Annotated in this window: 18 protein-coding genes; 4 read left to right on the top strand and 14 right to left on the bottom strand. The window is 68.9% G+C overall.

Annotation, left to right across the window (positions count from 1 at the left end; translation table 11 throughout):
* Positions 1–16: 16 nt before the first annotated feature.
* Genes SPR02S_RS20030 through SPR02S_RS20020 form a run of 3 tightly spaced genes read right to left on the bottom strand, consistent with a single transcriptional unit; the run spans position 17 to position 3,729 of the window.
* Entirely contained in the window at positions 17–979 is a 963-nt protein-coding gene (locus SPR02S_RS20030; protein WP_019058772.1) for a carbohydrate ABC transporter permease, read from the bottom strand.
* Positions 976–2,010, bottom strand: a complete 1,035-nt coding sequence (locus tag SPR02S_RS20025; protein ID WP_019058771.1) for an ABC transporter permease — start codon at positions 2,008–2,010, stop codon at positions 976–978. The genes SPR02S_RS20030 and SPR02S_RS20025 overlap by 4 nt, the downstream gene beginning before the upstream one ends.
* 27 nt (positions 2,011–2,037) lie before the next feature.
* Entirely contained in the window at positions 2,038–3,729 is a 1,692-nt protein-coding gene (locus SPR02S_RS20020; protein WP_019058770.1) for an extracellular solute-binding protein, read from the bottom strand.
* 292 nt (positions 3,730–4,021) lie between these two features.
* On the opposite strand from SPR02S_RS20020, the gene SPR02S_RS20015 reads away from it, so the two are divergent.
* Positions 4,022–6,859 carry a glycoside hydrolase family 3 C-terminal domain-containing protein gene (locus tag SPR02S_RS20015; protein WP_019058769.1) on the top strand — a complete coding sequence of 946 codons (2,838 nt, stop codon included), beginning with the start codon at positions 4,022–4,024 and terminating at the stop codon, positions 6,857–6,859.
* A gap of 171 nt (positions 6,860–7,030) precedes the next feature.
* Here the strand turns inward: SPR02S_RS20015 and SPR02S_RS20010 are convergent, their stop codons facing one another.
* The 3 genes from SPR02S_RS20010 to SPR02S_RS20000 all read right to left on the bottom strand — a co-directional run bounded on the left by SPR02S_RS20010 (position 7,031) and on the right by SPR02S_RS20000 (position 12,799).
* A complete protein-coding gene (locus SPR02S_RS20010) occupies positions 7,031–8,476 on the bottom strand; it encodes an aldehyde dehydrogenase family protein (protein WP_026150710.1) in 1,446 nt (481 codons plus the stop codon).
* A 211-nt stretch (positions 8,477–8,687) separates the two neighbouring features.
* Positions 8,688–10,265, bottom strand: coding sequence for a PucR family transcriptional regulator (locus SPR02S_RS20005; protein WP_019058767.1), 1,578 nt, complete (start codon positions 10,263–10,265; stop codon positions 8,688–8,690).
* A gap of 116 nt (positions 10,266–10,381) precedes the next feature.
* Positions 10,382–12,799 (bottom strand): type IV secretory system conjugative DNA transfer family protein, encoded by a 2,418-nt coding sequence (locus SPR02S_RS20000; RefSeq protein WP_026150709.1) that lies wholly within the window; start codon positions 12,797–12,799, stop codon positions 10,382–10,384.
* Positions 12,800–13,067: 268 nt separating this feature from the next.
* On the opposite strand from SPR02S_RS20000, the gene gabT reads away from it, so the two are divergent.
* Entirely contained in the window at positions 13,068–14,402 is a 1,335-nt protein-coding gene (gene gabT, locus SPR02S_RS19995) for a 4-aminobutyrate--2-oxoglutarate transaminase (protein ID WP_019058765.1), read from the top strand.
* Between the two features lie 522 nt (positions 14,403–14,924).
* Entirely contained in the window at positions 14,925–15,503 is a 579-nt protein-coding gene (locus SPR02S_RS19990) for a phosphatase PAP2 family protein (protein WP_019058764.1), read from the top strand.
* Here SPR02S_RS19990 and SPR02S_RS19985 read toward each other — a convergent pair.
* The 8 genes from SPR02S_RS19985 to SPR02S_RS19950 form a co-directional block, all read right to left on the bottom strand.
* Positions 15,496–17,268, bottom strand: a complete 1,773-nt coding sequence (locus SPR02S_RS19985; RefSeq protein WP_019058763.1) for a chitinase — start codon at positions 17,266–17,268, stop codon at positions 15,496–15,498. The genes SPR02S_RS19990 and SPR02S_RS19985 overlap by 8 nt on opposite strands.
* 112 nt (positions 17,269–17,380) lie before the next feature.
* Positions 17,381–17,836, bottom strand: coding sequence for a hypothetical protein (locus SPR02S_RS19980; protein WP_019058762.1), 456 nt, complete (start codon positions 17,834–17,836; stop codon positions 17,381–17,383).
* A 130-nt stretch (positions 17,837–17,966) separates the two neighbouring features.
* Entirely contained in the window at positions 17,967–19,394 is a 1,428-nt protein-coding gene (locus SPR02S_RS19975; protein WP_019058761.1) for an NAD(P)/FAD-dependent oxidoreductase, read from the bottom strand.
* A 29-nt stretch (positions 19,395–19,423) separates the two neighbouring features.
* Entirely contained in the window at positions 19,424–20,224 is an 801-nt protein-coding gene (locus SPR02S_RS19970) for an ABC transporter permease (RefSeq protein ID WP_019058760.1), read from the bottom strand.
* On the bottom strand, positions 20,225–21,157 hold the full coding sequence (locus tag SPR02S_RS19965) for an ABC transporter permease (RefSeq protein ID WP_019058759.1): 933 nt from the start codon (positions 21,155–21,157) through the stop codon (positions 20,225–20,227).
* Positions 21,157–22,311 carry an ABC transporter ATP-binding protein gene (locus SPR02S_RS19960; RefSeq protein ID WP_086021637.1) on the bottom strand — a complete coding sequence of 385 codons (1,155 nt, stop codon included), beginning with the start codon at positions 22,309–22,311 and terminating at the stop codon, positions 21,157–21,159. The genes SPR02S_RS19965 and SPR02S_RS19960 overlap by 1 nt, the downstream gene beginning before the upstream one ends.
* Positions 22,312–22,316: 5 nt before the next feature.
* The gene (locus SPR02S_RS19955) at positions 22,317–23,564 is read right to left on the bottom strand and encodes an ABC transporter substrate-binding protein (protein WP_019058757.1); all 1,248 of its coding nucleotides are present in this window, start codon (positions 23,562–23,564) and stop codon (positions 22,317–22,319) included.
* A gap of 56 nt (positions 23,565–23,620) precedes the next feature.
* On the bottom strand, positions 23,621–25,156 hold the full coding sequence (locus SPR02S_RS19950; protein ID WP_019058756.1) for a gamma-aminobutyraldehyde dehydrogenase: 1,536 nt from the start codon (positions 25,154–25,156) through the stop codon (positions 23,621–23,623).
* A 211-nt stretch (positions 25,157–25,367) separates the two neighbouring features.
* On the opposite strand from SPR02S_RS19950, the gene ybiA reads away from it, so the two are divergent.
* On the top strand, positions 25,368–25,926 hold a 559-nt coding region (gene ybiA, locus SPR02S_RS55995; RefSeq protein ID WP_019058755.1), incomplete at its 3' end, for a riboflavin biosynthesis intermediates N-glycosidase.

Genomic DNA, 25,926 nt, shown 5'->3' with positions numbered 1-25,926 from the left:
GCAGAAAACTACGAACTCATCCCTTAACGGCGCCCGTAAGCATCCCCTTCTTAAAATGCCGCTGCACAAACGGCGAAAGCACAGCCACCGGCAACAAAGCCATCACCATGACCGCCATCTGCACGGCAAGCCCCGACAACTCCCCCGTCTTGATCGCCTGACCAAGCCCCACCGGAGCCTCCTGCTTCTGCACCAGCTGAATCATGACGTTCTGCAACGGCATCATGTCCTGGTCGTTCAGATACAGCGAGGCATTGAACCAAGCACTCCAATACCCCACGGCGTAGAACAGCGTGATGACAGCCAACACCGCGCGCGACAAGGGCATAACAATCACCCACAGAATCCGGAAGTCACCGGCACCATCGATCCGCGCACTGTCGATGAGTTCCTGCGAGATCCCCATGAAGAACCCGCGCAACACAAGGATGTTGAAGACACTGAGCGCGCTGGGCAGGATCAACGCGAGATAACTGTCAGTCAGGCCAAGCGACTGCACCAACAAGTACGTCGGAATAAGCCCGGCACTGAAGAACATCGTGGCCAGCATCATCATCAGAATCCACCGGTGCCCCAGCGACCCGATACGCGAGAGGCCATACGCGCACAGCACGGACACCGCCATGGAGAACAGCGTCCCGACAACGGTGATGAGGACGCTGATGATCGCCGCCCGGGTGACCTGCCCGCCGCTGAGGAGTTCCTTGTAGGCGACGAAGGTGATGCCCTTGGGCACCATGACGAGACCGCCGGCCTGGTCGATGGTCTTGCGTGAGGAGAGGCTGGTGGCGAGGACGATCCACAGCGGGAAGAGGATGGCGAGACAGGCGAGCGTGAGGACGAGCCCCTTGCCCGCGAGCCCGACCTTGCCGGGTTCCTCCTCCCAGGTGGGCCGAGGCGGCGCAGCCCAACGCCCGGGCGGCCGTGCGGACTTGGCAGACGTGGCGGGCTCGACGGGTTGGTCGATGACGGCGGTCACTTCTTGTACACCCCCTGCTCACCCATGAGGTGGGCCACTTTGTTCGCGGCGAGGACCAGCCCGAGGCTGATCACGCCCTTGACGAGTCCCGCGGCGGCCGCGTAGCCGAAGTCCTGGTTGCGGACGCCGTTCCACCAGACGAAGGTGTCGAGGACCTCCGCCGCTCCCGGCCCCACGGCGTCGCGTTGGAGCAGGATCTGTTCGAAGCCGACGGTCAGCGCGTCACCGACGCGCAGCACCAGCAGCAGCGCGATCACGGGTCGGAGTGCCGGCAGCGTGACGTGCCACATCCGGCGCCAGCGCCCCGCGCCGTCCATCGCCGCGGCTTCGTAGAGGTCAGGGCTGACGGAGGACAGCGCGGCGAGGAAGACGATGATCCCCCAGCCCGCGTCCTTCCACACGCTCTGCGCGGTGATCAGGAACTTGAACGTGTTGGGGTCGGTCATGACGTCGAGGCCGTCGAAGCCGTGTTGCCGCAGGAGTTGCGAGAACAGGCCCGCCCCGCCCAGCAGTTGCTGGAAGACGGCGATGACCAGCACCCAGGAGAAGAAGTGCGGGAGGTAGAGGATCGCCTGGGAGAGCGCCCGGACCCGGGGCCTGACCACGCTGTTGATGAGCAGCGCGAGCAGGATCGGGATCGGGAAGAACAGGATGAGCTGGAGGAAGAACAGGACCAGCGTGTTCTGTACGGCGTTCCAGAAGGCGGAGTCCGCGAAGATCAGCTGGAAGTTCTCCAGGCCGACCCAGGGGCTGTGCAGCATCGAGACGATGCCGTTGTCGCTGACGTAGGGGTCGTAGTCCTCGAAGGCGACGATGTTGCCGAGGATCGGCAGGTAGTTGAAGACCAGGATGAGCAGGACGGCCGGCAGGGTCATCAGGAGCAGGACGCGGTCGCGTCTGAACCTGAGCCGCCAACTCACCTTCGCCTTGGGCTTGTTCTGCCGGGAGCCGGTGGCGCCGCCGGACGCCTCCGGGGTCTTGCCCGTCGTGTCGGCCTCGGTCCTGCTCCGAGGCACCGTGCTGTGGGACACGGCCGTTCTCCTTGCCTCGGTACCCGGTCAGCTCGCCGCCGTGCCGTTGTCGTCGAGCAACTTCTGGTACCAGGCGCGGAGTTGGTCGCCGCCCTTGCTCTTCCAGTCGGAGACGGCCTGCTGCATGTCGCTGATCTTCTTGCGGCCGCGGGTGATGTCGTCCTCCAACTGTTCGAAGTCGTTGGAGAGGTTGGTGTAGCGGCTCGGCTCGGTGATCTGCTGGCCGTAGAAGCTGGACTTCTTTGTGAAGGCGCCCATCCGCTGCTGCCACTCGACCTGCGCCTTGGCGACCTCGGGGAAGTCGGGGTGGGCGATGGTGGAGGCGGGGCTGGCGACCATGACGTAGGCGTTGATGACCTCGTTGTTGCCCTGATCGGTCTTGGTGGGGACACCGTTCTTGACGGTGTAATGGGTGCCCTCCACGCCGTAGTTGGTGAGCATGTACTCCTTGGTGCCGTACGGCGCGGCGGTGACGTTGGCGACGGACAGTGCGTCATGGATGACGGACGCGGAGGCCTTCTTGCTGACGAAGGCGAAGATGCCGGCCGGTGATCCGGCCCAGAGGGTCGGGTCGCCGCCGTCGTGGCCGAAGAGGTCCATGCCCCAGATCTTGTAGGACGGATTCTGGGTGGCCTGTTCGGCGGTGCGGCTCCACCACTGCGAGATGTCCTGGTTGTAGATGAGGAACTCGGCGGCGGCGAACTTGGGGCCCGGGTCGGTGGCCGCGCTCTTGCCCAACTTGGCGTCGGGATGCACGTATCCGGCGGCGAACAGCTTGCGCGTCCACTCCAGCGCTTCGAGGTACTCCTGGGTCTCGACGCGGTTGACCAGCTTGCCGTCGACGAGGTTCCAGCCGAGCGACTTCTCGCTGCCGGAGAGCACGCCCCACATGTTGAAGGCGGTCCACTTCATGTCCAGGCAGGCCCAGCGCTTGGCCTTGGCGTTGGTGATCTCCTTGGCCAGGGCCATGAACTCGTCGGCGGAGGTGGGGACTTCGTACCCCTCCTTGTCGAAGATGTCCTTGCGGTAGAGCGGCACGATGTTGGGGACGTAGGAGGACGGCATCGGCAGTCCGCGCAGCTTGCCGCCGAAGATGCAGCGCTGCCAGGCGTCGGTGGGGATCGCCGCGAGGTTCGGATAGTCCTTGACCTTGTCGTCGGCGAGGTAGGGGCCGAGGTCGGCGAACTTGCCGATGATGGCGCTGGGTATCTTGCCGCCCATGTTCCAGCTGGGGACGACCACGATGTCCGGGATGTCGCTGGAGGCGAGGACCGCGCCGAGCTTCTGGTCGTAGGTGTTGCCGTCCTGGTTCTGCCAGGTCACGTCGACGCCGATGAGGGAGTTCATCGCCTTGTAGTAGGCGTTGTCGCTCTTGGGCGGGGAGCCCCAGAACGGCGACATGATGGAGACCTTGCCGCCCTTGCCGAGCTTCTTCGGGACCGAGGTCTTCAGGCCGGCGAGGTCGAGCTTGCTGGTGAAGCCGATCGAGGAGCCGTTCTTGGACGCGATGTCCGGGGTCACCACGTTGCTGGCCACGAAGGCCGGCAGCAGCTTCTTGACGCCCTTGCCCTCCGAACTGCCCCCGCCCGAACCGCTGTCCGAGGCCCCGCAGGCGGAGAGCAGCGGTACCCCTCCCGCCACCGCTGCGGCGACGACCGCCGTGGAGGCGAGGAAACTTCTCCGGCTGGGAGCGGAGGCGGCGGAGGCGTTCGGCGTCATTGCGTCAACCCTTCATGGCGCACCAGGACACCCGGCGGTGGAGCCGTCGGCTGCGGTGTCTTGAGTGGAACAGAGCACTTAGTCGAAGCGCTTCGATGTTGCTGCGAGGTTAAGTGAACACCCAAGGGTGCACAAGGGTCGTTCCCAAGATTCCTCCGCAGTGCAGGGGGTGACCTGTCCGTATGTGCTGCTTGAAATAACGGTGAAGGTCTCTTGACACCCACCCCCGCGTCGAATGAGCATCGAAGCGCTTCGAAAGAGCCGCGCCGCTCCATCGCAAGGGGAACCCCACGTGACCGCACAAACGCCGCCTACGCCGCCTTTCCGCGATCCGCACCTGCCGTTCGCGAAGCGCATCGACGATCTGCTGGCGCGGCTCACCCTCGACGAGAAGGTCGCCTTCCTGCACCAGTACGCGCCCGCCGTGGAGCGTCTGGACGTCGCCGCGTTCCGCACCGGCCAGGAGGCCCTGCACGGCGTCGCGTGGATGGGCCCGGCGACGGTCTTCCCGCAGGCGGTGGGCCTGGGCGCGACCTGGAACGAGGATCTCGTACGCCGGGTCGGCGACGCGGTGTCCAAGGAGACCCGCGCGATGCGCGCCCGCGACGACCGCGTCGGCCTCAACGTGTGGGCCCCCACGGTGAATCTGCTGCGCCACCCGCTGTGGGGCCGTAACGAGGAGGGCTACTCGGAGGACCCGAAGCTGACCTCGGCGATCGCCACCGCGTACACGCGCGGCCTGCGCGGCGACCACCCGACGTACTGGCGCACGGCCCCCGTCCTCAAGCACTGGCTGGCGCACAACAACGAGACGGGCCGCGACATCTCGTCCTCCTCGGTCCGCCCGCGCGTGCTGCACGAGTACGACCTGCGCGCGTTCCGCGACACGGTCGAGGCGGGTGCGGTGGCGGGCGTGATGCCCGCGTACAACCTGGTCAACGGCCGCCCCAACCACGTCTCGCCGTATCTCCGCGAGCATCTGCGCACCTGGACCGACGAGGACCTCCTCGTCTGCTCGGACGCGGGCGCACCCTCCAACCTGGTCGACTCCGAGCACTACTTCGACACCCACGAGGAAGCTACGGCTGCCTCGCTGCTGTCGGGTGTCGACAGCTTCACGGACCACGGCACGGACGGTTCGACGATCGTGGCGCGCGTCCAAGGCGCCCTGGATCAGGGCCTGTTGACGGAGGCAGACGTCGACGCGGCGGTCCGACGTCAGCTCTCGGTGCGGTTCCGGCTCGGCGAGTTCGACCCGGCGCACGACCCGCACGCCGACACCAAGGACTTCGACACCCCGGCCCACCGGGCCCTCGCCCAGAAGGCCGCCGAGCAAGCGGTGGTCCTCCTCAAAAACGACGACGACCTGCTGCCCCTCGCCCACGACACGCGCCTCGCCGTCGTCGGTCTGCTCGCGGACGAGTGCAAACTCGACTGGTACAGCGGCACGTTGATCCACCGCTCGACCCCGCTGGAGGGCCTGTACGAGCAATTCGGCGCCGGACGCGTCGAGTTCGCGGAGGGCGTGGACCGGGTCAGGCTGCGGACGTCCCAAGGCGCCTTCCTGCAGGTCCCGTTGGTGGAGGTGGCCGACGAAGTACGCGGCGCCGAGGGGGCGTTGGACCCCGCCCTCCTCGCAGGCCGCACCGACCTCCCGCCGCTCACCACGGACGACACCGGCACCGAACTCGCCCTCGTCGACTGGGGCGAGGGCGTCCTCACCCTCCGCGCCCCCGACGGCCGTTACCTCTCGGTCGCCGAGGACGGCTACGTCCGCGCCTCCGCCGACCAGCCCGGAGGCTGGGTCGTCCAGGAGACATTCCGTCTGGAACCCCACGAGAACGGTCACCTCCTGCTGCACATCGGTACGGGTCGCCACGTCTCTGTCGCCGCCGACGGCGTGAAGGTTGCCGAAGAAGGCGCGGAAGTTTTCGAGCTGCTGTTCGCCGAGCGCGGCGAGGACGCGGTGACCCGGGTCGCACAGGCGGCGGACGTGGTGCTCGTCGTCGCGGGCAACGACCCGCACATCAACGGCCGCGAGACCGAGGACCGTACGACACTCCAGCTCCCCGCCCACCAGCAGCGCCTGCTGCGCGCGGCCCGCGCCGCGAACCCGAAGACGGCGCTGGCCCTGGTCTCCGCGTACCCGTACACGGTCGACCCGGCCGACCTCCCCGCGATCCTGTGGACCGCCCACGGCGGCCAGGCGGCCGGCACCGCCCTGGCCCGCGTCCTCGCCGGCGAGGTCTCCCCCGCGGGCCGCCTCCCGCAGACCTGGTACGCCGCCGACACCGACCTGCCCGACCTCCTCGACTACGACGTGATCGGCGGCCGGCAGACCTACCTCTACTTCGAGGGCACCCCGCTGTTCCCGTTCGGCCACGGCCTGTCGTACGCGACCTTCTCCTACGGCGACCTCGCCGCCCGGGTCGAACTCGACGCGGTGCACGTGCAGTTCACGGTCATCAACACCGGGGATGTGACGGCGGACGAGGTCGCGCAGCTGTACACACGCGCCGCCGACCCGTCGGTCCCGCGCCCGCGCCGCGAACTCGTGGCGCACCGGCGGGTGACCCTCGCGCCGGGCGAGCGGGCCGAGCTGGACTTCCGACTCCCGCTGTCCGCCTTCGAGTTCTGGGACGTGGCGCGGGGTGCGCGGCGGCTGGAGCCGGGGCCGTACGACCTGCTTGTCGGCGCCTCCAGCGAGGACATCCGCCTGCGGACGACAGTGACGCTCACCGGCGAGCCCGCCGCACCCCGCACAGTCCTCCAACACGGCCTGGATGCGGCCGACTTCGACGAGCAGTCGGGCGGCGAGATCGTCGACCGGGCGAAGGCGGCGGGCGACGCGGTGACCCCGATCCAGGGCGGTACGGCCGAACTGACCTACCGGCACTGCGACTTCGGTGCCGGTGTCACCGAGGTGACCGTGGAGGTGGCGGGCGAGGGCGTCGTAGAACTGTCCCTCGACGGCGGCCCGGCGCTCGCCCAACTCGCCCTGCCCGCGCCGGCATCGGGCCCGTACGACTACACCGCGCTCGGCGCCGGGATCGTCGCCGAGGGCGTGCACGACGTGCACCTGAAGCTGCGCGGCCCGCTGCGGCTCGCGCACGTCGGCTTCTCCGGCTGAGGGTCCGGAGAGGTCGACGCCGGTCCGAAAGGGCCGGCAGCAGAGAAGGGGCCCGGCACCGGAAGGCATCGGTGCCGGGCCCCTTCGGGGAGGCTATATGAAAATGGATCCCATTAGCCAGAGTCGCTGGGTGAGAGAACGGTCAGAGCGGCCGTTTCCTTCAGAGAACCGTCAGAGCGCGAGGCCCGTGAGGACCAGCACCCGCTCGTAGGTGTAGTCGTCCATCGCGAACTTCACGCCCTCGCGGCCGACGCCGGACTGCTTGGCGCCGCCGTACGGCATCTGGTCGGCGCGGTAGGAGGGGACGTCGCCGATCACGACGCCGCCGACCTCAAGGGCGCGGTGGGCGCGGAAGGCGACCTGCACGTCGTGGGTGAACACCCCTGCCTGGAGGCCGTACTTGGAGTCGTTGGCGGCGGCGAAGGCGGCGGCCTCGCCATCCACCTTCGTCACGGTCAGCACCGGTCCGAAGACCTCCTCGCAGGAGATCGTCGTGTCGGCCGGTACGTCGGTGAGGACGGTCGGCGCGTACGAGGCGCCGTCGCGCTTGCCGCCGGTGAGGAGGGTGGCGCCCGCCTCGACGGCCTCCTGCACCCACGACTCGACGCGCTGCGCGGCGGCCTCGCTGACGAGCGGGCCGACGTCGGTCTTGGCGTCGCTCGGGTCGCCGGTGACCTGGGCCTCGACGGCGGCGACTATGCGCGGGAGCAGCCGGTCGTAGACGGCGGCGTCGGCGATGACCCGCTGCACGGAGATACAGGACTGGCCGCCCTGGTAGTTGGAGAAGGTGGCGATACGGGTCGCGGCCCAGTCGAGGTCGGCGTCGGAAGCGTAGTCCCCGAGGACCACGGCCGCGCCGTTGCCGCCCAGCTCCAGGGTGCAGTGCTTACGCGGCACCGAGTCCATGATCGCGTAGCCGACCTTCTCCGAACCGGTGAAGGAGATCACCGGCAGCCGCTCGTCCTGGACGAGGGCGGGCATGTGGTCGTTGGCGACCGGCAGGATGCTCCACGAACCGGCGGGCAGCTCGGACTCGGCGAGCAGGTCGCCGATGATCAGGCCGGAGAGCGGGGTGGCCGGGGCGGGCTTGAGGATGATCGGCACGCCGGCCGCGATCGCGGGGGCGATCTTGTGGGCGCACAGGTTCAGCGGGAAGTTGAAGGGCGCGATGCCGAGGACGGCGCCCTTCGGGAAGCGCCGGGTGAGGGCGAGCCGGCCCTGGCCGCCGGCGTCGGTGTCGAGGCGCTGGGCCTCGCCGCCGTTGAAGCGCCGGGCCTCCTCCGCCGCGAACCGGAACACGGACACGGCCCGGCCGACCTCGCCACGCGCCCACTTGATCGGCTTGCCGTTCTCGGCGGAGATGAGCTGCGCGATCTCCTCGGTGCGCTCGACCAGACGCCTGCTGACGTGGTCGAGGGCGGCGGCGCGGACGTGGGCGGGGGTCGCGGCAAACTCGTCCCGTACGGCGTACGCGGCGGCCACCGCCTCCTCGACCTGGGCGTCGGTCGGCACGCTGACCTTGCCGACGAGGCGTCCGTCCCAGGGCGAGGTGACGTCGAAGGTGTCCTCGCCGGTGGCCTGGCGGCCGGCGAGCCAGAAGGCGTGGGTGAGTGCCACAGTTTCGTTGGGCATTGCGTGTGCCGGCCCTTCCGCGTTGGGGGTGCTTGTTCTCAGTGCTGTTCGGTGCTGGCTGCTCGGTGCTGCACGATGTTTCTCGGTGCTTCCCGGTCAACGGTAGGTGCGGGGAAGCGGAGGTGCGTTTGTCCGGGGCGTAGCAGTACCGCGCCGGGACACTCCAGTTCGGCAGAAGGCGTCGCCGTAGGAGAGGTCACTCCGCGGCGGCCGTCGCCTTCAACGCGAGCCACAACTCCATCCGTACATCGGGATCGTCCAACGACCGCCCGAGGATCTCCTCGACCCGCCGCATCCGGTACCGCAAGGTGTGCCGATGCACCCCGAGGTCGGCGGCCGCCGCGTCCCACTGCCCGTGCCGGGACAGCCACGCCCGCAACGAGGCGACGAGATCCCCGCGCCCGGTGGCATCGTGCTCGGACAACGGCCGTAGCAACCCGTCCGCGAAGGCCCGCACCGCATCATCGGCGAGCAACGGCAGCACGGACCCGGCGGCGAGCTGCTCGTGCTCGACGAGCACCCGGCCCCGCCGTCGCGCCACGGACAACGCCTGCTCGGCCTGCTTGTAGGCGCCCGCGGCGGCGATGGGCCCGGCTGGTGCCGAGAGCCCCACGACGAGTTCATGCTCCTCGCCGCCCTGTTCCTGTCCGCCGGCTGCCCGTTCGGTCTCCCGCGTCGCCGCGTACTCCCCGCACGCCTCGACGGCGGCACCACCGTCCACGGCCAGCACGACCAGCCGTTCCGGCCCTTCCGCTACTACGAGCACGGCTTCCCCGGACCGCGCGGCAGCGGATTCCACGACCTCGGCGAGTCCGTCCAGGGGGTCGCCGTCCGCCGACTCCCCCACGATCACCCGGAACGGCGCGTCGAGGAGCCCGCCGTACAGATCCCCGGCGACCGCCCGCGCGTGGTCCGAGTGCCCGGCGAGCAGCAACCGCAGCACCGCCGCCCCGATCCGCTCATGGGCGGCCCGCAGGGACCGCGAGCGTTCCGTGGTGAGGGTCAGGAGCGCGATCGCGGAGTGCACGGCGTACCGCTCCGCCGTCCCGAGCGCCGATGCGGTTCCTACGGCGAGTGCGGCGCGGGGGCGGCGGCCGGTGCCGAGGGTGTGCAGTTCGACGCGGTCCTCGTTGTCCGGGCCGCCCACGACGGACGAAGCCGGCGCGGGCCGGTCCCGCAACCGCTCCACGTCCGCCGTGAGCCGGGCGGCGCGGCGGCCCGCCCACTCCGGTGCGGTGGCGACGACGGCGCCGGACGCGTCGTAGAGCGCGGCCCATCCGTCGACCTGCGCGGCGAGCGCGGCGAGGAGTCCCTCGGGGCCGTCGGTGAGGGCCTGCTTGGTGAGCTCGCGCTGCGCGGCGAAGCCGGCGGTGACGGAGCGGTACTGGTCGGCGGCGATCGCGGCGGAGACGGCCTTGCTGATCGCGATGAAGGGGGTGCGCCGGGGTACTTCGAGCAACGGCAGCCCTTCTTCCTGCGCCGTGTCGACGAGCACCTCGGGAATCACGTCGTAGTTGACCCCGACGGCGAACCCCAGCCCGACAACTCCCGCCCCCACCAGCCGCTTCACATACCGCCGCATGGCCTTCGCGTCGTCCGCGTCCAGCTTGAGGGCGGTGGTCAGCAGCAGCTCCCCGCCCTCCATGTACGGCACCGGGTCCGCCAGCTCACTGACATGCGCCCACCGGACAGGCACGTCCAGCCGGTCCTCGCCGGCGCGCACGGTGAGCTTGAGCGCGGAGTGGTGGACGAGGGAGGCGAGGGTGGGGGGCATGGGGCCTTCAGGTGGAGGAAGAACTGGCGATCAGGTCGATCTTTTGGCCGTCGCGTATGAACTGCCTGTGCCGATTCTGCCTCACCGTACGGTGGGCGCGTACCTGTATGTCCGGTTCAGCGGCCTGATGACCACAGATCCACCAGCGACGGCGGAGTGTGCTTCCCTTCGACCGTGGTGAGCGACAGCACCGCGTGCCCCGGCGGAACCTCGTGCGCGAGCTGGGACGCGGACCACCGCTCCCGCTCCACCTGCCGTACGGTCACGGCCTCCGTCGTCACCGCCCGGCCCGTCACCAGCTTGCGCAGGGCGTGGATGGCCCGGGTCATCGGCTGGTCCGCGAAGACGGTGTGCTGGGCCACGTCCCGGGTCTCCACCCATTCCGTGCCCCAGGCGTGGGCGAAGCGGCTGCCGTCCCAGGTCGTGACTCCCGAGAAGGCCATCCGGCAGCCGACCGCGCCGTGCAGCGGTCCGTGCAGCGCCTCGGGGACGTCACCGAGGGTGCGCAGGGCGAGGAGCACTCCCGCGTTCTGGGAGCGCAGACGCTGCATGCGCCGTACGGACTCGGTGGTCACCGTCCCGGTCGCGTCGTCGAGGACGAGACAGGCGAAGTGCCGGCGCCCTGTGTCGTGGACGACGTGGTCGAACTGGGCCAGAACCAGCCGGGTGATCAGCCGGGCGGCCTCCTCATGCCCGTGGGCCGGCACGTCGATGCGGACCCGCAGCGGGTGATGGGCGACGGCACGCAGCGAGAACGGCCGGACGGCCGCGTCGCCGGTGCCGAAGAAGCCGGCGAACACGGGCCGGTCCAGCAGCGCGAGTCGGTCGGCGAGCACCGGGCCCGGGTCGGCGGCACCGCCGCTCTGACGGGCCCTGGCGTCGAGATCGCGGCGCAGACCGGCGTGCTCCGACGCCGACAGCGCCTGGCGCAGGGCGTCGAGCGCCGACGGTTCGCCCTCCAGGAGTTCCCGCAGAACGGGCAGGGGCGGGAAGGTGCCGTACACCGCCCGATACGGCCCGAGCAGTTGGGCGAGCGCGGTCGCGGCCCGCTGGGCGCCGACGGTGTCGAGGTCTCCGACCAGTCCCTCGGCGAGGAACGCGGCGGCCGCGTCGGGGTCGGTGGTGTCGGCGTAGGGATCCAGGTCGTAGACGGAGGCGGGGTCTCCGATCCGCACCACGACGTCGTACGCAGAGTCCGGGCCGAGCGGGGTGCCGGCCGCGCAGACCGCGACGACGGCGCACTGTCCGGTCAGCGCCCGTAGGGCGAGGGACTCGACGACCGGGGCGACCACCTGCTTGGTCTTGCCGGAGCCGGACGGTCCCACGACGAGGAGCGAGGTGCCGAGGGCATCGGGGCCGAGCGCCGTACCCGCGCCACGGTAGGCAGACGGCGTACGCTCCCCGGCCGTCCATTGTCCGATGCGCACCTGCCCGTCCAGCAGGTCGTGCCGTGCGGCACGACCGGGCAGGTCCCGGGCTCCGGACGGGTGGACCCAGGCCGCCGCTCCCTTGCGCAGCACCATGTCGCTGAAGGCGGCCAACTGTGCTTCCCTGCGGGCGGTTTCCCACGCGTGCCCGACGCGTGCGCAGTCCACGTCGTTCATACGGCCCGTGAGTACTTCGGCGGTGAGGAGCTCCGCCGCCTCGTACTGGCCCGCCTCGCGCAGCTCGGGCCACTGGGCGGGCAGCACAGCGGCGGGCGCCGGCCGGACCTCGCCCTCGCTCGTACGGCCGCGCGCGGCGAGCCGTTCCTTCGCGAGCGCCCACCAGCCGCCGAGCCGGGCGAAGGGCCACAGGACCAGCGCGGTGATGAGTGCGTACAGCGTGTCGATGAAGAGCACCGAGTGGAAGAGATCGGAGCCACCGGCGATCAGGAAAACAAGGGAGAACAGTGGGTCCTGGACCGGCAGGGGCTCCCAGCCGACACCGGGAAAGGCGGAGGGAAACACGAAGCTGAGCGCGACGAGACCACCGACGAGCGCCAGCAGGGCGCGAGCGGGCTGGGGGCGACCGCCGACGACGTGCTGGGCCACTTCAAGCCAGCCGCCCAGCTTGACGACGGCGTAGACGAGCAGGGCGAAGAAGACACCGTCGTAGACGCTGATGGCGTCTCCGCCCTGGCTCCCCTTGGGGGACACGGTGCCGGCCCACCACCAGTCGCTCGGGGTGAACAGCTTGAGCAGGGCCCATTGGTACGGAACGGCACCGTGGCGCCAGAAGGACCACACGATCAGCGCCACCACCAGGGGGACCAGCAGACCGAGGATCGCGACCGGGGAGAGCCTCGTCAATGCGCGGTCGGCCTTGGGCGGGCGGTATCCGTAGCGCCAGATGCCGGGTGCGGCGGCCGGCCGGGGCTCGTTCAGCCAATCGGCGACGGCCGGGGTGAACCGCGGCGGCTGTTCGGGCGCGGGCGTCATACCTGGTGCCCGTGCGGGCCGCGGCGGCATGGCCGGTACCTCCGGCGGCCCCGCCGGACGCGGCACAGGATTGGCCTGTGTGTGTCGCGCGTCCCGCGCCCCGTCGCTGTCCATCGCCCTCGCCCCTCGCCCCTTGACCAGCCGCTCCGTTGACCAGCCGTTCCGTACACCGTCAGCGAGTCAATCTAACGCGCCCACAAGGGGAGTTCACCGCTTACACGGCCGGTCCCGTATCGATCGGCGCGATCCCGGCACTGTCCACGGCGGACAACCCGCGTCGCCGACACCGCCCACATGGAGCATGCCCACCCCCGGTCACCCGCCCTAGCCTGCGAGAAAGGAAGAAAGCAGAAAAGCGTCCGCACCACCCCAGGAGCCCCTCATGACCGCACTTCCGCAGGAGCGCCGCGTTCTCACCGCCATCCCCGGCCCGAAGTCGCAGGAGCTGCAGGCCCGCCGTACCGCCGCGGTCGCGGCCGGTGTGGGCTCCGTGCTGCCCGTGTTCACCGCGCGCGCGGGCGGCGGGATCATCGAGGACGTCGACGGGAACCGGTTCATCGACTTCGGTTCCGGCATCGCCGTGACGAGCGTCGGCGCCTCCGCCGAGGCCGTCGTACGCCGTGCCACCGCCCAGCTCGCCGACTTCACCCACACCTGTTTCATGGTCACGCCCTACGAGGGGTACGTCGAGGTCGCCGAGGCGCTCGCCGAGCTGACCCCGGGTGACCACGCCAAGAAGTCCGCGCTGTTCAACTCCGGCGCCGAGGCCGTCGAGAACGCCGTGAAGATCGCGCGGGCGTACACCAAGCGGCAGGCGGTCGTCGTGTTCGACCACGGGTACCACGGCCGCACCAACCTCACCATGGCGCTGACCTCGAAGAACATGCCGTACAAGAACGGCTTCGGACCGTTCGCGCCCGAGGTCTACCGCGTGCCGGTCGCCTACGGCTACCGCTGGCCGACCGGTCCCGACAACGCCGGTGCCGAAGCCTCCGCGCAGGCCATCGACATGATCAACAAGCAGATCGGTGCCGACAACGTCGCCGCGATCATCATCGAGCCGGTCCTCGGCGAGGGCGGTTTCATCGAGCCGGCGAAGGGCTTCCTGCCCGCGCTGAGCGAGTTCGCCAAGGCCAACGGGATCGTGTTCGTCGCCGACGAGATCCAGTCCGGGTTCTGCCGTACGGGGCAGTGGTTCGCGTGTGAGGACGAGGGTGTCGTGCCCGATCTGATCACCACCGCGAAGGGGATCGCCGGTGGTCTGCCGCTCGCCGCCGTCACCGGGCGCGCCGAGATCATGGACGCCGCGCACGCCGGTGGGCTCGGGGGTACGTACGGCGGCAACCCCGTCGCCTGTGCCGGTGCGCTCGGTGCGATCGAGACCATGAAGGAGCTGGACCTCAACAGCAAGGCCAAGAACATCGAGTCGGTCATGAAGGTCCGGCTCGGGGCCATGGCGGAGAAGTTCGACATCATCGGCGACGTGCGCGGGCGCGGCGCGATGATCGCCATCGAGCTCGTCAAGGACCGTACGACCAAGGAGCCGAACCCGGAGGCGACGGCCGCGCTCGCCAAGGCCTGCCACCAGGAGGGGCTGCTGGTCCTGACCTGTGGCACCTACGGCAACGTGCTGCGCTTCCTGCCCCCGCTGGTCATCGGGGACGATCTGCTGAGCGAGGGGCTCGACATCATCGAGCAGGCGTTCGCACGTATCTGAGCCACCCCGCACGCGTATCCGAGCCACCCCGCGCGCATGTCCGAGCCATCCCCGCCCGTACATCTCGGCCACACGCAACTCCCAGCTCTCGCACAGGAGTTGAGCCTCAGGCGCCTCATCCGCCGCACCCGTTTCATCCACAGCAATTCCGGGGGCGGGGCGGCGGACGTCAGGCCGTGTGAAGAAGGTGTGCGGGGTGCATGACGGGACGCGATTCCGCCTGTCGTACCGGCGGCCACTGCCGTAGGTTCTACCCAGATGAGAGATACACCCCGCCCACAGGGGACTGTGGGCGATTTCAGGCCGGGGCTTCCCCAGCTTCGACCTGGTCGTGCCCTCGCGCACACAACAGGAGCCTCTGGCTCCGAATCTCCTCACCGATCGGACAGTCGCCCGCCCCAAACCCCCCGGGGCGGTCGGCCCGCCGATCCGGACGGCCGGCCTGGAACTACCCCCCCTGTTCCAGGTCGGCCGACCTCCTTTCTCTGGCTGTTTCTCGCCCTTCCCGCGCTCCTCTTCGCGGTGATCACCTGGCAGGTCGCGGCCGACGGCCCCCTCCTCCGCCTGGACACCCGCCTCAGCCGCGCCCTCGTCCACCCGGACCGCGCCTCCGAACTCCTTGCCGATCTCGGCAACGTCCAGGTCGCGGTGCCCGTCCTCGTCGTCGTTCTCGTCTACGTCGCGTGGCGCGGCCGTGCCACAGGTACAGACCGCTGGTGGCTGCCGCCCCTCGCGGCGGCCGTGCTGATGGCCCTGGTCCCGGCGATCGTCGTCCCCTTCAAGGAACTGATCGCCCGCGGCGGCACCCCGGTGGTACCGCCCGGCACCGGCTACTACCCCTCCGGCCACACGGCCACCGCGATGATCGCGTACGGCGCCTCGACCCTGGCCCTCCTCCCTTGGCTCCGGTCGGCATACGCCCGGCGGGGAGCTGTCATCCTCTGCGCCGCCCTCGTCGCCTGCGTCAGCTTCGGGCTGGTCCGCCGGGGCTACCACTGGCCACTGGACGTCGTGGCCAGTTGGTGCCTCGGTACGGTGCTGCTCGCCTCGTTGCGCTTGTTCCTCGGCCGCTTTCGAAGCGACCCTCCGACCCTCAGCTGAAGTAGCCGTCGAACGTCTTCTGGAACTCCCAGTTCGAGTACCGGTCCCAGTTGATCGACCACGTCATCAGTCCGCGCAGGGTCGGCCAGGTGCCATGAGTCGCGTACGAGCCGCAACTCACCTTCTTCGTCAGGCAGTCCAGGGTCTTGGTGACCTCGGCCGGGGCCACATAGCCGTTGCCCGCGTTGACCGACGCCGGCATGCCGATGGCGATCTGGTCGGGGCGCAGGGCCGGGAACACGTTGTTGGCGTCGCCCGCCACCGGGAAGCCCGTGAGCAGCATGTCCGTCATCGCGATGTGGAAATCGGCGCCGCCCATGGTGTGGTACTGGTTGTCGAGGCCCATGATCGGGCCCGAGTTGTAGTCCTGGACGTGGAGCAGGGTGAGGTCGTCGCGCAGGGCGTAGATGACGGGGAGATACGCCCCGCACCTCGGGTCCTGGCCGCCGAACTTGCCGGTGCCGTAGAACTGGTAGCCCATCTGCACGAAGAACGTCTCCGGCGCCATGCTCAGCACGAACTTCGAGCCGTACTTGGCCTTCAGGGTCTTCAGGGCGGCGATCAGGTTGACCACCACGGGAGTTGTGGGGCTCTTGAAGTTCGTGTCGCTCGCGTCCAACGACAGTGAGTGGCCCTCGAAGTCGATGTCCAGGCCGTCGAGGCCGTAGGTGTCGATGATGTTCGAGACGGACGAGACGAAGGTGTCGCGGGCCGCCGTCGTGGTCAGTTGGACCTGACCGTTGGCGCCGCCTATGGAGATCAACACCTTCTTGCCCGCCGCCTGTTTGGCCTTGATCGCCGCCTTGAAGTCGGCGTCGCTCTCGACGTTCGCACACTCGCTGACCGGGCAGCGGTTGAAGCGGATGTCGCCGGAAGTGGCGGAGGTGGGTTCACCGAAGGCCAGGTCGATGACGTCCCAGCTGTCGGGTATGTCGGCCAGGCGCGTGTAGCCGGAGCCGTTGGCGAAGCTCGCGTGGAGGTAGCCGACCAGGGCGTGGGTCGGCAGTCCGGAGGTCGGGCCCGAGCCGGTGGACGTCGTCGCGGTGACCGCCGTCGACTTCGCGGACTCGCCCGCGTCGTTCACCGCGGTGACCTGGAAGCTGTACGCCGTCGCGGCCGAAAGGCCGCTCACGGTGGCCGAAGTGCCGCTCGCCGTCTGGACTTTGACCCCGTCGCGGTAGATCGCGTAGCTCGTGGCGCCGGTGACGGCGGACCAGGACAGGGCGACGGAGGAGGACGTGATCGTGCCAACGGCCAGGCCTGTGGGGGTCGTTGGCGGTTGGCCCACGTCCACTGCCGGGCCGGTGAGGGAGAGGTCGTCGGCGTAGTAGGCGCCGGTGGCGTACCAGCCGTGGGTGTAGATCGTGACCTTGGTGGTGGACGGGCCGGTGCGGAAGCTCGTCGTCAACCGCTGCCAGTCGGGGGCCGATTGGGTCCAGGTGGAGACGTCGGTGGTGCCGGTGCCGCTCGCGCCGAGGTAGACGTAGCTGCCGCGGACGTAACCGGCGAGCGAGTACTGCGAGTCCGGTTTCACGGTCACCGTCTGCGCGCACTGGGCGTAGTCGTTGCCGGCCGGGGTCGCCTGTAGCGCCGAACTGCCGCCGTGCACGGGCGACTTGACCGTCGTACCGCTGTTCGCGGAACAGGACCAACTGTCGAGGCCCGCTTCGAAGCCTCCGTTCTTCGCCAGGTCCGCGTCGGCCGCACGGGCGACCGACGAGAGCGCGGTGAATCCGGACACGGCCAGGGCCGCGACCGTGAGCATGGTGAGGACAGGTCTGGGGCGGTCCACAAGTGCCTCCGGGCATGGGGGAATTGGAGGGGTGGAGCGCGCCCAATTTGGTCCAGACCAATTAGCTTGTCAAGACCTCACTCCGTTACCCGTCCTCCCCTTCCGTGGCCAGGCCCGCCGCCGCCTCGTGCATGGCGAGTTCGAGAAGTGCGGGGTCGGTGAGGGTGCCGGAGCCGTCCGGCGGCACCAGCCAGCGGACTCCGCCGGTCGACCGGCCGGGGTACGGCACGACGATCCAGGTGCCGAGTCCTGCCGAACGGATCCCGGTGCCCAGCCAGCGGCTCGCGGTGCCGGGCGGTACGAGGAAGCCCATCCGTGCGTCGCCGAAGTCGACGAGTACCGGGCCCGGTTGATCGATGACCCTGGTGAGCACATCGAGCGTGGGATAGCCGAGCTCACCCGGCAGGATGAGTACGTCCCAGGCCTTGCCGGCGGGCAGCAGCGCGACCCCGAGGGGGTTGCGCTCCCATTCCCAGCGGCAGGCCTCCGGATCCGGAGCCACAGATGCCAGCCACTCGACGGCCGTCTTCGCCCCAGTCATGAGGAGACCTCCCTTTCTCATGTCGACGCTGGTCGCGTCACAGGAGAGAGGGAGGTCTCCGCCGGGCATTACGCGGGTTCCGGCGCCTCGAAGGAGTGAACCGGATCACATCCCGCAGAAGGGGCGGGGCTCAGCTGTCGAAGCCGAGGCCCAGCTTGTCCATCGTCTTCAGCCACAGGTTGCGCCGGCCGCCGTGTGAATCGGCGTGCGCCAGCGACCACTTGGTGAGCGCGATGCCGGTCCACGCGAAGGGCTCGGGCGGGAAGGGCAGCGGCTTCTTGCGGACCATCTCCAGTTCCGTGCGCTCGGTCCGCTCCCCCGCGAGCAGGTCCAGCATCACGTCCGCGCCGAAGCGGGTCGCGCCGACACCGAGCCCGGTGAAGCCCGCCGCGTACGCCACCTTGCCCTGGTGGGCGGTGCCGAAGAACGCCGAGAAACGGGAGCAGGTGTCGATCGCGCCGCCCCACGCATGGCTGAAGTTGAGGCCCTCCAGCTGCGGGAAGCAGGTGAAGAAGTGCTCGGCCAGCTTGGCGTAGGTCTCCGGCCGGTCGTCGTACTCGGCGCGGACCCGGCCGCCGTAGGGATAGATCGCGTCGTAACCGCCCCACAGGATGCGGTTGTCGGCCGACAGCCGGAAGTAGTGGAACTGGTTCGCCGAATCGCCGAGCCCCTGGCGGTTCTTCCAGCCGATCGACGCCAACTGGTCGGCGGAGAGCGGCTCGGTCATCAGCGCGTAGTCGTAGACCGGGACGGTGTACGAGCGGACGCGCTTGATCAGGTTCGGGAAGATGTTGGTGCCGAGCGCGACGCGGCGGGCGCGGATCGAGCCGTAGGGAGTGCGTACGGCCATGCCGGCGCCGTGCGGTTTGAGGGCGAGGGCGGGGGTGTGTTCGTAGACGCGGACGCCGAGTTGGAGGCAGGCGCGCTTCAACCCCCAGGCCAGCTTGGCTGGGTTGACCATCGCGACGCCCCGGCTGTCGTACAGGCCCGCCAGGAAGGTCGGGGAGTCGACCTGTTCGCGGACCGCCTCGGCGTCCAGGAACTCGGTGCCGTCGGCCAGGCCCTTGCTCTCCAACTCGCCGTACCAGTCGTGGAGTTCCTCGGCCTGGTGCGGTTCGGTGGCGACGTCGATCTCGCCGGTGCGCTCGAACTCGCAGTCCAGGGAGTAGCGGGCGACCGCGCTCTCGATCGCGTCGAGGTTGCGGGCGCCCAGCTCCTCCAGCTTGTGGATCTCGTCGGGCCAGCGGGTGAGGCCGTTGGACAGTCCGTGGGTGAGCGAGGCGGCGCAGAAGCCGCCGTTGCGGCCCGAGGCGGCCCAGCCCACCTCGCGGCCCTCCACCAAGACCACGTCCCGCTGCGGGTCACGCTCTTTCGCGATGAGCGCGGTCCACAGTCCGCTGTAACCGCCGCCGACGACCAGCAGGTCGCAGGTCTCGGCGCCGGTGAGCGCGGGTTCGGGGTGGGGCTTGCCGGGGTCGTCCAGCCAGTACGGGACCGGCCGGACTTCGGAAAGGGACTTCGTCCAGTTGTTGCTACGGCTCATGGCGCTCGGGGCCATGATTTCAACTCCCTACAGGGATAGTACGGTTACGCCTTTACCTTGTTGCGGCGGTTGGTGATCGCCATGGAGAAGAGCACCAACAATACGGCGACGAGGAACATGGCCGTACCGATGACATTGATCTGAACGGGTGTCCCGCGCTGTGCCGAACCCCAGACGAACATGGGGAAGGTGACGGTCGAACCCGCGTTGAAATTGGTGATGATGAAATCGTCGAAGGAGAGCGCGAAGGAAAGCAGCGCGCCTGCCGCGATTCCGGGGGCCGCGATGGGGAGGGTGACCCGGACGAACGTCTGCACCGGACCGGCGTAGAGGTCCCGGGCCGCCTCCTCCAAGCGGGGGTCCATCGACATCACGCGGGCCTTGACGGCGGTGACGACGAAGCTGAGGCAGAACATGATGTGGGCGATCAGGATGGTGTAGAAGCCCAGTTGGGCGCCCATGTTCAGGAACAGGGTGAGCAGCGAGGCGGCCATGACGACCTCGGGCATCGCCATCGGGAGGAAGATCAGCGAGTTGATCGCGCCGCGGGCGCGGAAGCGGTAGCGGACCAGCGCGAAGGCGATCATCGTGCCGAGGAGGGTCGCGCCGATGGTTGCCCAGACGGCGATCTGGAGGCTGATGCTCAGCGAGCCGCACATGTCGGCGACACCGCACGGCTGCTTCCACGCGTCCAGCGAGAATTGCTGCCACTCGTAATTGAAGCGCCCCTTCGGCTTGTTGAAGGAGAACACCGTGACGATGACGTTCGGAAGGAGGAGATATCCGAGGGTGATCATTCCCGCGATGACGACGAGATGGCGCTTGAACCAGCGTACGACGGCCATTTAAACCAGATCCTCCGTCCCGGACTTGCGAATGTAGATGGTCACCATGGCGAGGATGGCGGCCATGAGGATGAAGGAGAGTGCCGCCGCCGTCGGGTAATCCAGAATCCGTAGGAATTGTGTCTGGATGACGTTTCCGATCATGCGGGTGTCGGTGGAGCCGAGGAGTTCCGCGTTGACGTAGTCACCGGCCGCCGGGATGAAGGTCAGCAGGGTGCCGGAGACGACGCCGGGCATCGACAGCGGGAAGGTGACCTTGCGGAAGGTGGTGAACGGCTTGGCGTACAGGTCGCCGGCCGCCTCGTGCAGCCGTCCGTCGATGCGCTCCAGCGAGGTGTAGAGCGGCAGCACCATGAACGGCAGGAAGTTGTACGTCAGTCCGCAGACGACCGCGAGCGGTGTGGCGAGGACGCGGTCGCCGGAGGTCCAGCCGAGCCAGTTGGTGACGTCCAGGACGTGCAGCGTGTTGAGCGCGCCGACGACCGGGCCGCTGTCCGCGAGGATCGTCTTCCAGGCGAGGGTGCGGATCAGGAAGCTGGTGAAGAACGGCGCGATCACCAGGATCATGATCAGGTTCCGCCAGCGTCCCGCGCGGAACGCGATGAGGTACGCGAGCGGGTAGCCGAGGAGCAGACAGAGGATGGTCGCGGCGGCGGCGTAGAAGACCGAGCGCAGGAACTGCGGCCAGTACTCGGACAGCGCGTCCCAGTAGGTGGCGAAGTGCCAGGTGACCTTGTAGCCGTCCTCCAGGGAGCCGGTCTGGATCGACGTGGAGCCCTGGTAGATCATCGGCAGCGCGAAGAAGACGATCAGCCAGAGAATGCCGGGCAGCAGCAGCCAGTACGGCGTCCAGCGGCCCCGCTTCTTGCGCGGCGGCTTCTCCTCAGGCGCGTTCGGTGCCAGAGGCGGGGGCGCCTCGGTGAGCGTCGACATCAGGCGGCCTCTTCCTCAAGGTCGACACCGGCGTCGATGTCCTGCGCCGCGTCGAGGCCGAAGGTGTGGGCCGGGTTCCAGTGCAGGACGACGTCGGCGCCGGGCCGCAGCCGGGAGTCGCGGTCGATGTTCTGGGCGTAGACCTCGAACTCGGGGCAGACCGGGCTGTCGATGACGTACTGGGTGGAGACGCCGATGAAGCTGGAGTCGGCGATCTTGCCGGTGATGCGGTTGCGGCCGGCCGGGATCTCGCCCGCGTCGTCGGCGTGCGTGAGGGTGATCTTCTCGGGGCGTACGCCGACCAGGACCTTGCCGCCGGTCGTCGTGGGCGCGGAACATCGCGCCTCGGGGAGGACGAGCTTGCCGCCGCCTGCCTTGAGGATGATCTCGTCGCCGCTCTTGGAGTCGACCTCGGCCTCGATGAGGTTGGAGGTGCCGAGGAAGTTGGCGACGAAGGTGGTGTTCGGGTTCTCGTAGAGGTCGGCGGGCGAGCCGAGTTGCTCGACACGGCCGGCGTTCATCACGGCGACCGTGTCGGCCATGGTCATGGCCTCCTCCTGGTCGTGCGTGACGTGGATGAAGGTGATGCCGACCTCGGTCTGGATGCGCTTGAGCTCCAGCTGCATCTGACGGCGCAGCTTGAGGTCGAGGGCGCCGAGGGGCTCGTCGAGGAGGAGCACCTTGGGGTGGTTGATGAGAGCGCGGGCGACGGCGACGCGTTGCTGCTGGCCGCCGGAGAGCTGGTGCGGCTTCTTGCGGGCCTGCTCGCCGAGCTGGACCAGGTCGAGCATGTCGACGACCTGCTGCTTGACCGACTTGATGCCGCGCCGGCGCAGGCCGAAGGCGACGTTCTCGAAGATGTCGAGGTGCGGGAAGAGGGCGTACGACTGGAAGACGGTGTTCACCGGCCGCTTGTACGGCGGGAGATGGCCGACTTCCTGGTCGCCGAGGAACACGGTGCCGGAGGAAGGTTCCTCCAGGCCCGCGATCATGCGCAGGGTGGTGGTCTTGCCGCAGCCGGAGGCGCCGAGGAGGGCGAAGAAGGAACCCTGGGGGACGGTCAGGTCGAGCGGCTGGACGGCGGTGAAGCCGTTGTCGTACGTCTTGCTGATACCGGAGAGGCGGACGTCGCCGCTGTTGTCCTTGGTGTTCATCGTCGTCACGCCCCTGTGAGCTTTGCGAACTTCTGCTGGTATGACGTCTCTTCCTTCGAGCTCAGGGAGCGGAAGGCGTGCGACTTGGCCGCCATGGCCTTGTCGGGAAGGATCAGCGGGTTGTTCGCCGCCGTCTTGTCGATCTTGGCGAGGTAGGGCTTCACGTCCGCGACCGGGCTGACGTAGTTGACGTAGGCGGCGAGTTCGGCGGCCGGTTCGGGCTCGTAGTAGTAGTCGATCAGCCGCTCGGCGTTCGTCTTGTGCCGGGCCTTGTTGGGGATCAGCAGGTTGTCGGTCGACGTCATGTAGCCGCTCTCGGGGATGACGTAGCCGACGTCCGGGTTGTCCGACTGGAGCTGCACGATGTCGCCGCCCCAGGCGACGCACGCGGCGAAGTCACCCTTGGTGAGGTCGGACGTGTAGTCGTTGCCCGTGAAGCGGCGGATCTGGCCCTTGTCGACGGCCTTCTGGAGGCGGGCGATGACCGCGTCGTAGTCGTCGGTTGTGAACTTCGCCGGGTCCTTGCCCATGTCGAGCATGGTCATGCCGACGCTGTCGCGCATCTCGGTGAGGAAGCCGACGCGGCCCTTGAGCTTGGGGTTGTCGAGCAGGTCGGAGATCGACTTCACCTCGACGCCGTCGAGCGCCTTCTTGTTGTAGGCGATGACGGTCGAGATGCCCTGCCACACGTACGAGTAGGCCCGGCCCGGGTCCCAGTCGGGGCTGCGGAACTGGTCCGACAGGTTGGCGTAGGCGTGCGGCAGGTTCGAGGCGTCCAGCTTCTGGACGTAGCCCAGGCGGATCATGCGGGCGGCCAGCCAGTCGGTGAGGACGATCAGGTCGCGGCCGGTGGACTGGCCGGCGGCGAGCTGCGGCTGGATCTTGCCGAAGAACTCGTCGTTGTCGTTGATGTCCTCGGTGTACTTGACCTTGATGCCGGTCCGCTTGGTGAACGCGTCCAGCGTCGGGCGGTGCTTGCCGCTCTCGTCCGTGTCGATGTACTCGGGCCAGTTCGAGAAGTCGATCTCCTTCTCCTTGGCCGAGTGGTCGTCGGCGGACACGCCGCCCTGCGTCTTGCCTGCCGCGGGGATCCCGCAGCCGCTCAGGGCCCCGAGGCCGCCGATCGCGAGCGCGCCGCCGGCGGAGGCGCGCAGCACCGAACGGCGGGTCGTCGCGGACCGGCTCTTGCGGAAGCTGCGCCGCGCGGCGGCCACTTCGGCCGGGGTCAGGCGGTCGGGCTCGTACTGCTTCATGCGCGTGCTGCCCTTTCGGGAGGAGACGGCCACGGCTTCGGCGGCCGTCAGTTCTGCTATCGGTCCCCGAAGATCGTGCGGTGCCAGTCCTTCCTGGCGACCGCAGTGTTGTCGAACATGACGTGCTTGATCTGCGTGTACTCCTCGAACGAGTAGGCGGACATGTCCTTGCCGAAGCCGGACGCCTTGTATCCGCCGTGGGGCATCTCGCTGATGATCGGGATGTGGTCGTTGATCCACACGCACCCGGCCTTGATCTCGCGGGTCGCGCGATTGGCCCGGTAGACGTCGCGGCTCCACGCGGAGGCGGCGAGGCCGTACGGGGTGTCGTTGGCGAGCGCGATGCCTTCGTCGTCGGTGTCGAAGGGCAGGACCACGAGGACCGGGCCGAACAGCTCGGACTGCACGATCTCGCTGTCCTGGGCGGCGTCCGCGACCAGGGTGGGGCGATAGTACGCGCCGTTCTTGAGATCTCCCTGAGGAGCCTCGCCGCCGGTCACCACGCGCGCGTAGCCACGCGCCCGGTCGACGAATCCGGCGACACGGTCGCGCTGGACGTGCGAGATCAGCGGCCCGAGGTCGGTGCCCGGGGCGAAGGGATCGCCGACCCGGACGGACTCCATGAGGGCGGCGGTCTTCTCGACGAACGCTTCGTAGAGGGGCCTTTGCACGTACGCGCGCGTGGCGGCCGTGCAGTCCTGCCCGGTGTTGATGAGCGAACCGGCGACGGCTCCGTTGACGGCGGCTTCGAGATCGGCGTCGTCGAAGACCACGAAGGGTGCCTTGCCGCCGAGCTCCAGGTGGATGCGCTTGACGGTGGCGGTCGCGATCTCGGCGACGCGCTTGCCGACGGCGGTGGACCCGGTGAAGGACGTCATGACCACGTCCGGGTGACCGACGAGATGCTCACCGGCGACCTGCCCCGCGCCGGTGATGATGTTGATGACACCGTCCGGGATACCGGCCTCGGTGGCGGCCTGCGCGAACATCAGCGAGGTGAGCGGGGTCAGCTCGGCGGGCTTCAGGACGATCGTGTTGCCCGCGGCGATCGCCGGGAGGATCTTCCAGGCGGCCATCTGGAGGGGATAGTTCCAGGGCGCGATGGAGCCGACGACACCGATGGGCTCACGGCGTACGTACGACGTGTGGTCGCCCGAGTACTCCCCCGCCGACTGCCCCTGCAGATGCCGGGCGGCACCGGCGAAGAAGGCCGTGTTGTCGATGGTCCCGGGGATGTCGAACTCGCGGGTCAGCTTGAGGGGCTTGCCGCACTGGAGGGACTCGGCGCGGGCGAAGTCGTCCGCGCGCTCGGCGAGTACGGCGGCGAAGCGGTGCAGGGCGTCGGAGCGCTCGCCGGGAGTGGCTCCCGACCAGCCCGGGAACGCGGCGCGGGCGGCTGCCACGGCGGCGTCCACGTCGTCGGTACCGGCCAGCTCGTACGTGTACACGTCCTCGCCGGTGGCCGGGTCGACGACGGCGTGGGTCTGACCCGAGGTGCCCTTCGTGAGGCGGCCGGCGATGAACTGCGCGCCGTCCGCGAAGTACTCCTGTGCGGGGAATCGTTCCGGGGTGACGCTGCCCGGGTTGTGCATGTCGCTCTCCTCCGCCTTCGCCCCGCTTCGTCCGCTGGCGGGTGGCGTAGCTCCAGCTCGATTTGAATGCCGATCCTGACAGAGCAAAGGGACTCCAACAAGTGATTCCGTTGTTGCCTTTTGGTTACGCGACGGAATCTGTCGACCAGGTGTCGAGTCCGTACGGAAAAGGGGGGACGGAGTGTCAGTGGTGCCTGCAAGACTCGCGTGTATGGACAAGATCACGGGGAAGCTCGCGGCGGGGGCCGCGGAAAAGATCGATTCGCAGGAAGCCCTGATCAGGGAAGTGCGTGCCGGGGCCAGGGTCAAGTACCTGCACTTCTGGGGCCACCGGCCACGCCCGGACGGCCGCGTGAGCGCGAGCTGTCTGAGCCAGTGGTGGCCGTCGCCGTTCACCGTGGACGGGGTGACGTATGCGACCGCCGAGCACTGGATGATGGCGGGGAAGGCGCGGCTGTTCGGCGACGAGGACGCCCTTGCGCGGGTACTGGCCGCGGGGCATCCGTCTCAGGCCAAGAACGCGGGGCGGTTGGTACGGGGGTTCGACGAGTCGGTCTGGGCGCGGGAGCGGTTCGGGATCGTGGTCGAGGGGAGCGTGCACAAGTTCGCGGGGGATGCGGAACTGCGGGGGTTTCTGCTGGGCACGGGTGAGCGTGTGCTGGTGGAGGCGAGTCCTGTGGACCGGGTTTGGGGGATCGGGCTGGCTGCGGATGATGTGGCGGCGGGGGATCCTGAGCGGTGGCGGGGGGCTAATTTGTTGGGGTTTGCGT

It is taken from the genome of Streptomyces prunicolor NBRC 13075 (genome assembly GCF_000367365.1).
GTDB lineage: Bacteria > Actinomycetota > Actinomycetes > Streptomycetales > Streptomycetaceae > Streptomyces > Streptomyces prunicolor.
The sequence above is the reverse complement of the archived record's forward strand: the minus strand, read 5'-3'. Positions and strand labels throughout refer to the sequence as shown.

What these genes read in the sequence shown, in the direction of transcription:
- SPR02S_RS20020 (WP_019058770.1), bottom strand. Translation starts at nt 3,729, where the DNA reads ATGACGCCGAACGCCTCCGCCGCCTCCGCTCCCAGCCGGAGAAGTTTC.
- SPR02S_RS20005 (WP_019058767.1), bottom strand. Translation starts at nt 10,265, where the DNA reads ATGCCCCCCACCCTCGCCTCCCTCGTCCACCACTCCGCGCTCAAGCTC.
- SPR02S_RS20000 (WP_026150709.1), bottom strand. Translation starts at nt 12,799, where the DNA reads ATGGACAGCGACGGGGCGCGGGACGCGCGACACACACAGGCCAATCCT.
- gabT (WP_019058765.1), top strand. Translation starts at nt 13,068, where the DNA reads ATGACCGCACTTCCGCAGGAGCGCCGCGTTCTCACCGCCATCCCCGGC.
- SPR02S_RS19985 (WP_019058763.1), bottom strand. Translation starts at nt 17,268, where the DNA reads ATGCTCACGGTCGCGGCCCTGGCCGTGTCCGGATTCACCGCGCTCTCG.
- SPR02S_RS19980 (WP_019058762.1), bottom strand. Translation starts at nt 17,836, where the DNA reads ATGACTGGGGCGAAGACGGCCGTCGAGTGGCTGGCATCTGTGGCTCCG.
- SPR02S_RS19975 (WP_019058761.1), bottom strand. Translation starts at nt 19,394, where the DNA reads ATGGCCCCGAGCGCCATGAGCCGTAGCAACAACTGGACGAAGTCCCTT.
- SPR02S_RS19970 (WP_019058760.1), bottom strand. Translation starts at nt 20,224, where the DNA reads ATGGCCGTCGTACGCTGGTTCAAGCGCCATCTCGTCGTCATCGCGGGA.
- SPR02S_RS19965 (WP_019058759.1), bottom strand. Translation starts at nt 21,157, where the DNA reads ATGTCGACGCTCACCGAGGCGCCCCCGCCTCTGGCACCGAACGCGCCT.
- SPR02S_RS19960 (WP_086021637.1), bottom strand. Translation starts at nt 22,311, where the DNA reads ATGAACACCAAGGACAACAGCGGCGACGTCCGCCTCTCCGGTATCAGC.
- SPR02S_RS19955 (WP_019058757.1), bottom strand. Translation starts at nt 23,564, where the DNA reads ATGAAGCAGTACGAGCCCGACCGCCTGACCCCGGCCGAAGTGGCCGCC.
- SPR02S_RS19950 (WP_019058756.1), bottom strand. Translation starts at nt 25,156, where the DNA reads ATGCACAACCCGGGCAGCGTCACCCCGGAACGATTCCCCGCACAGGAG.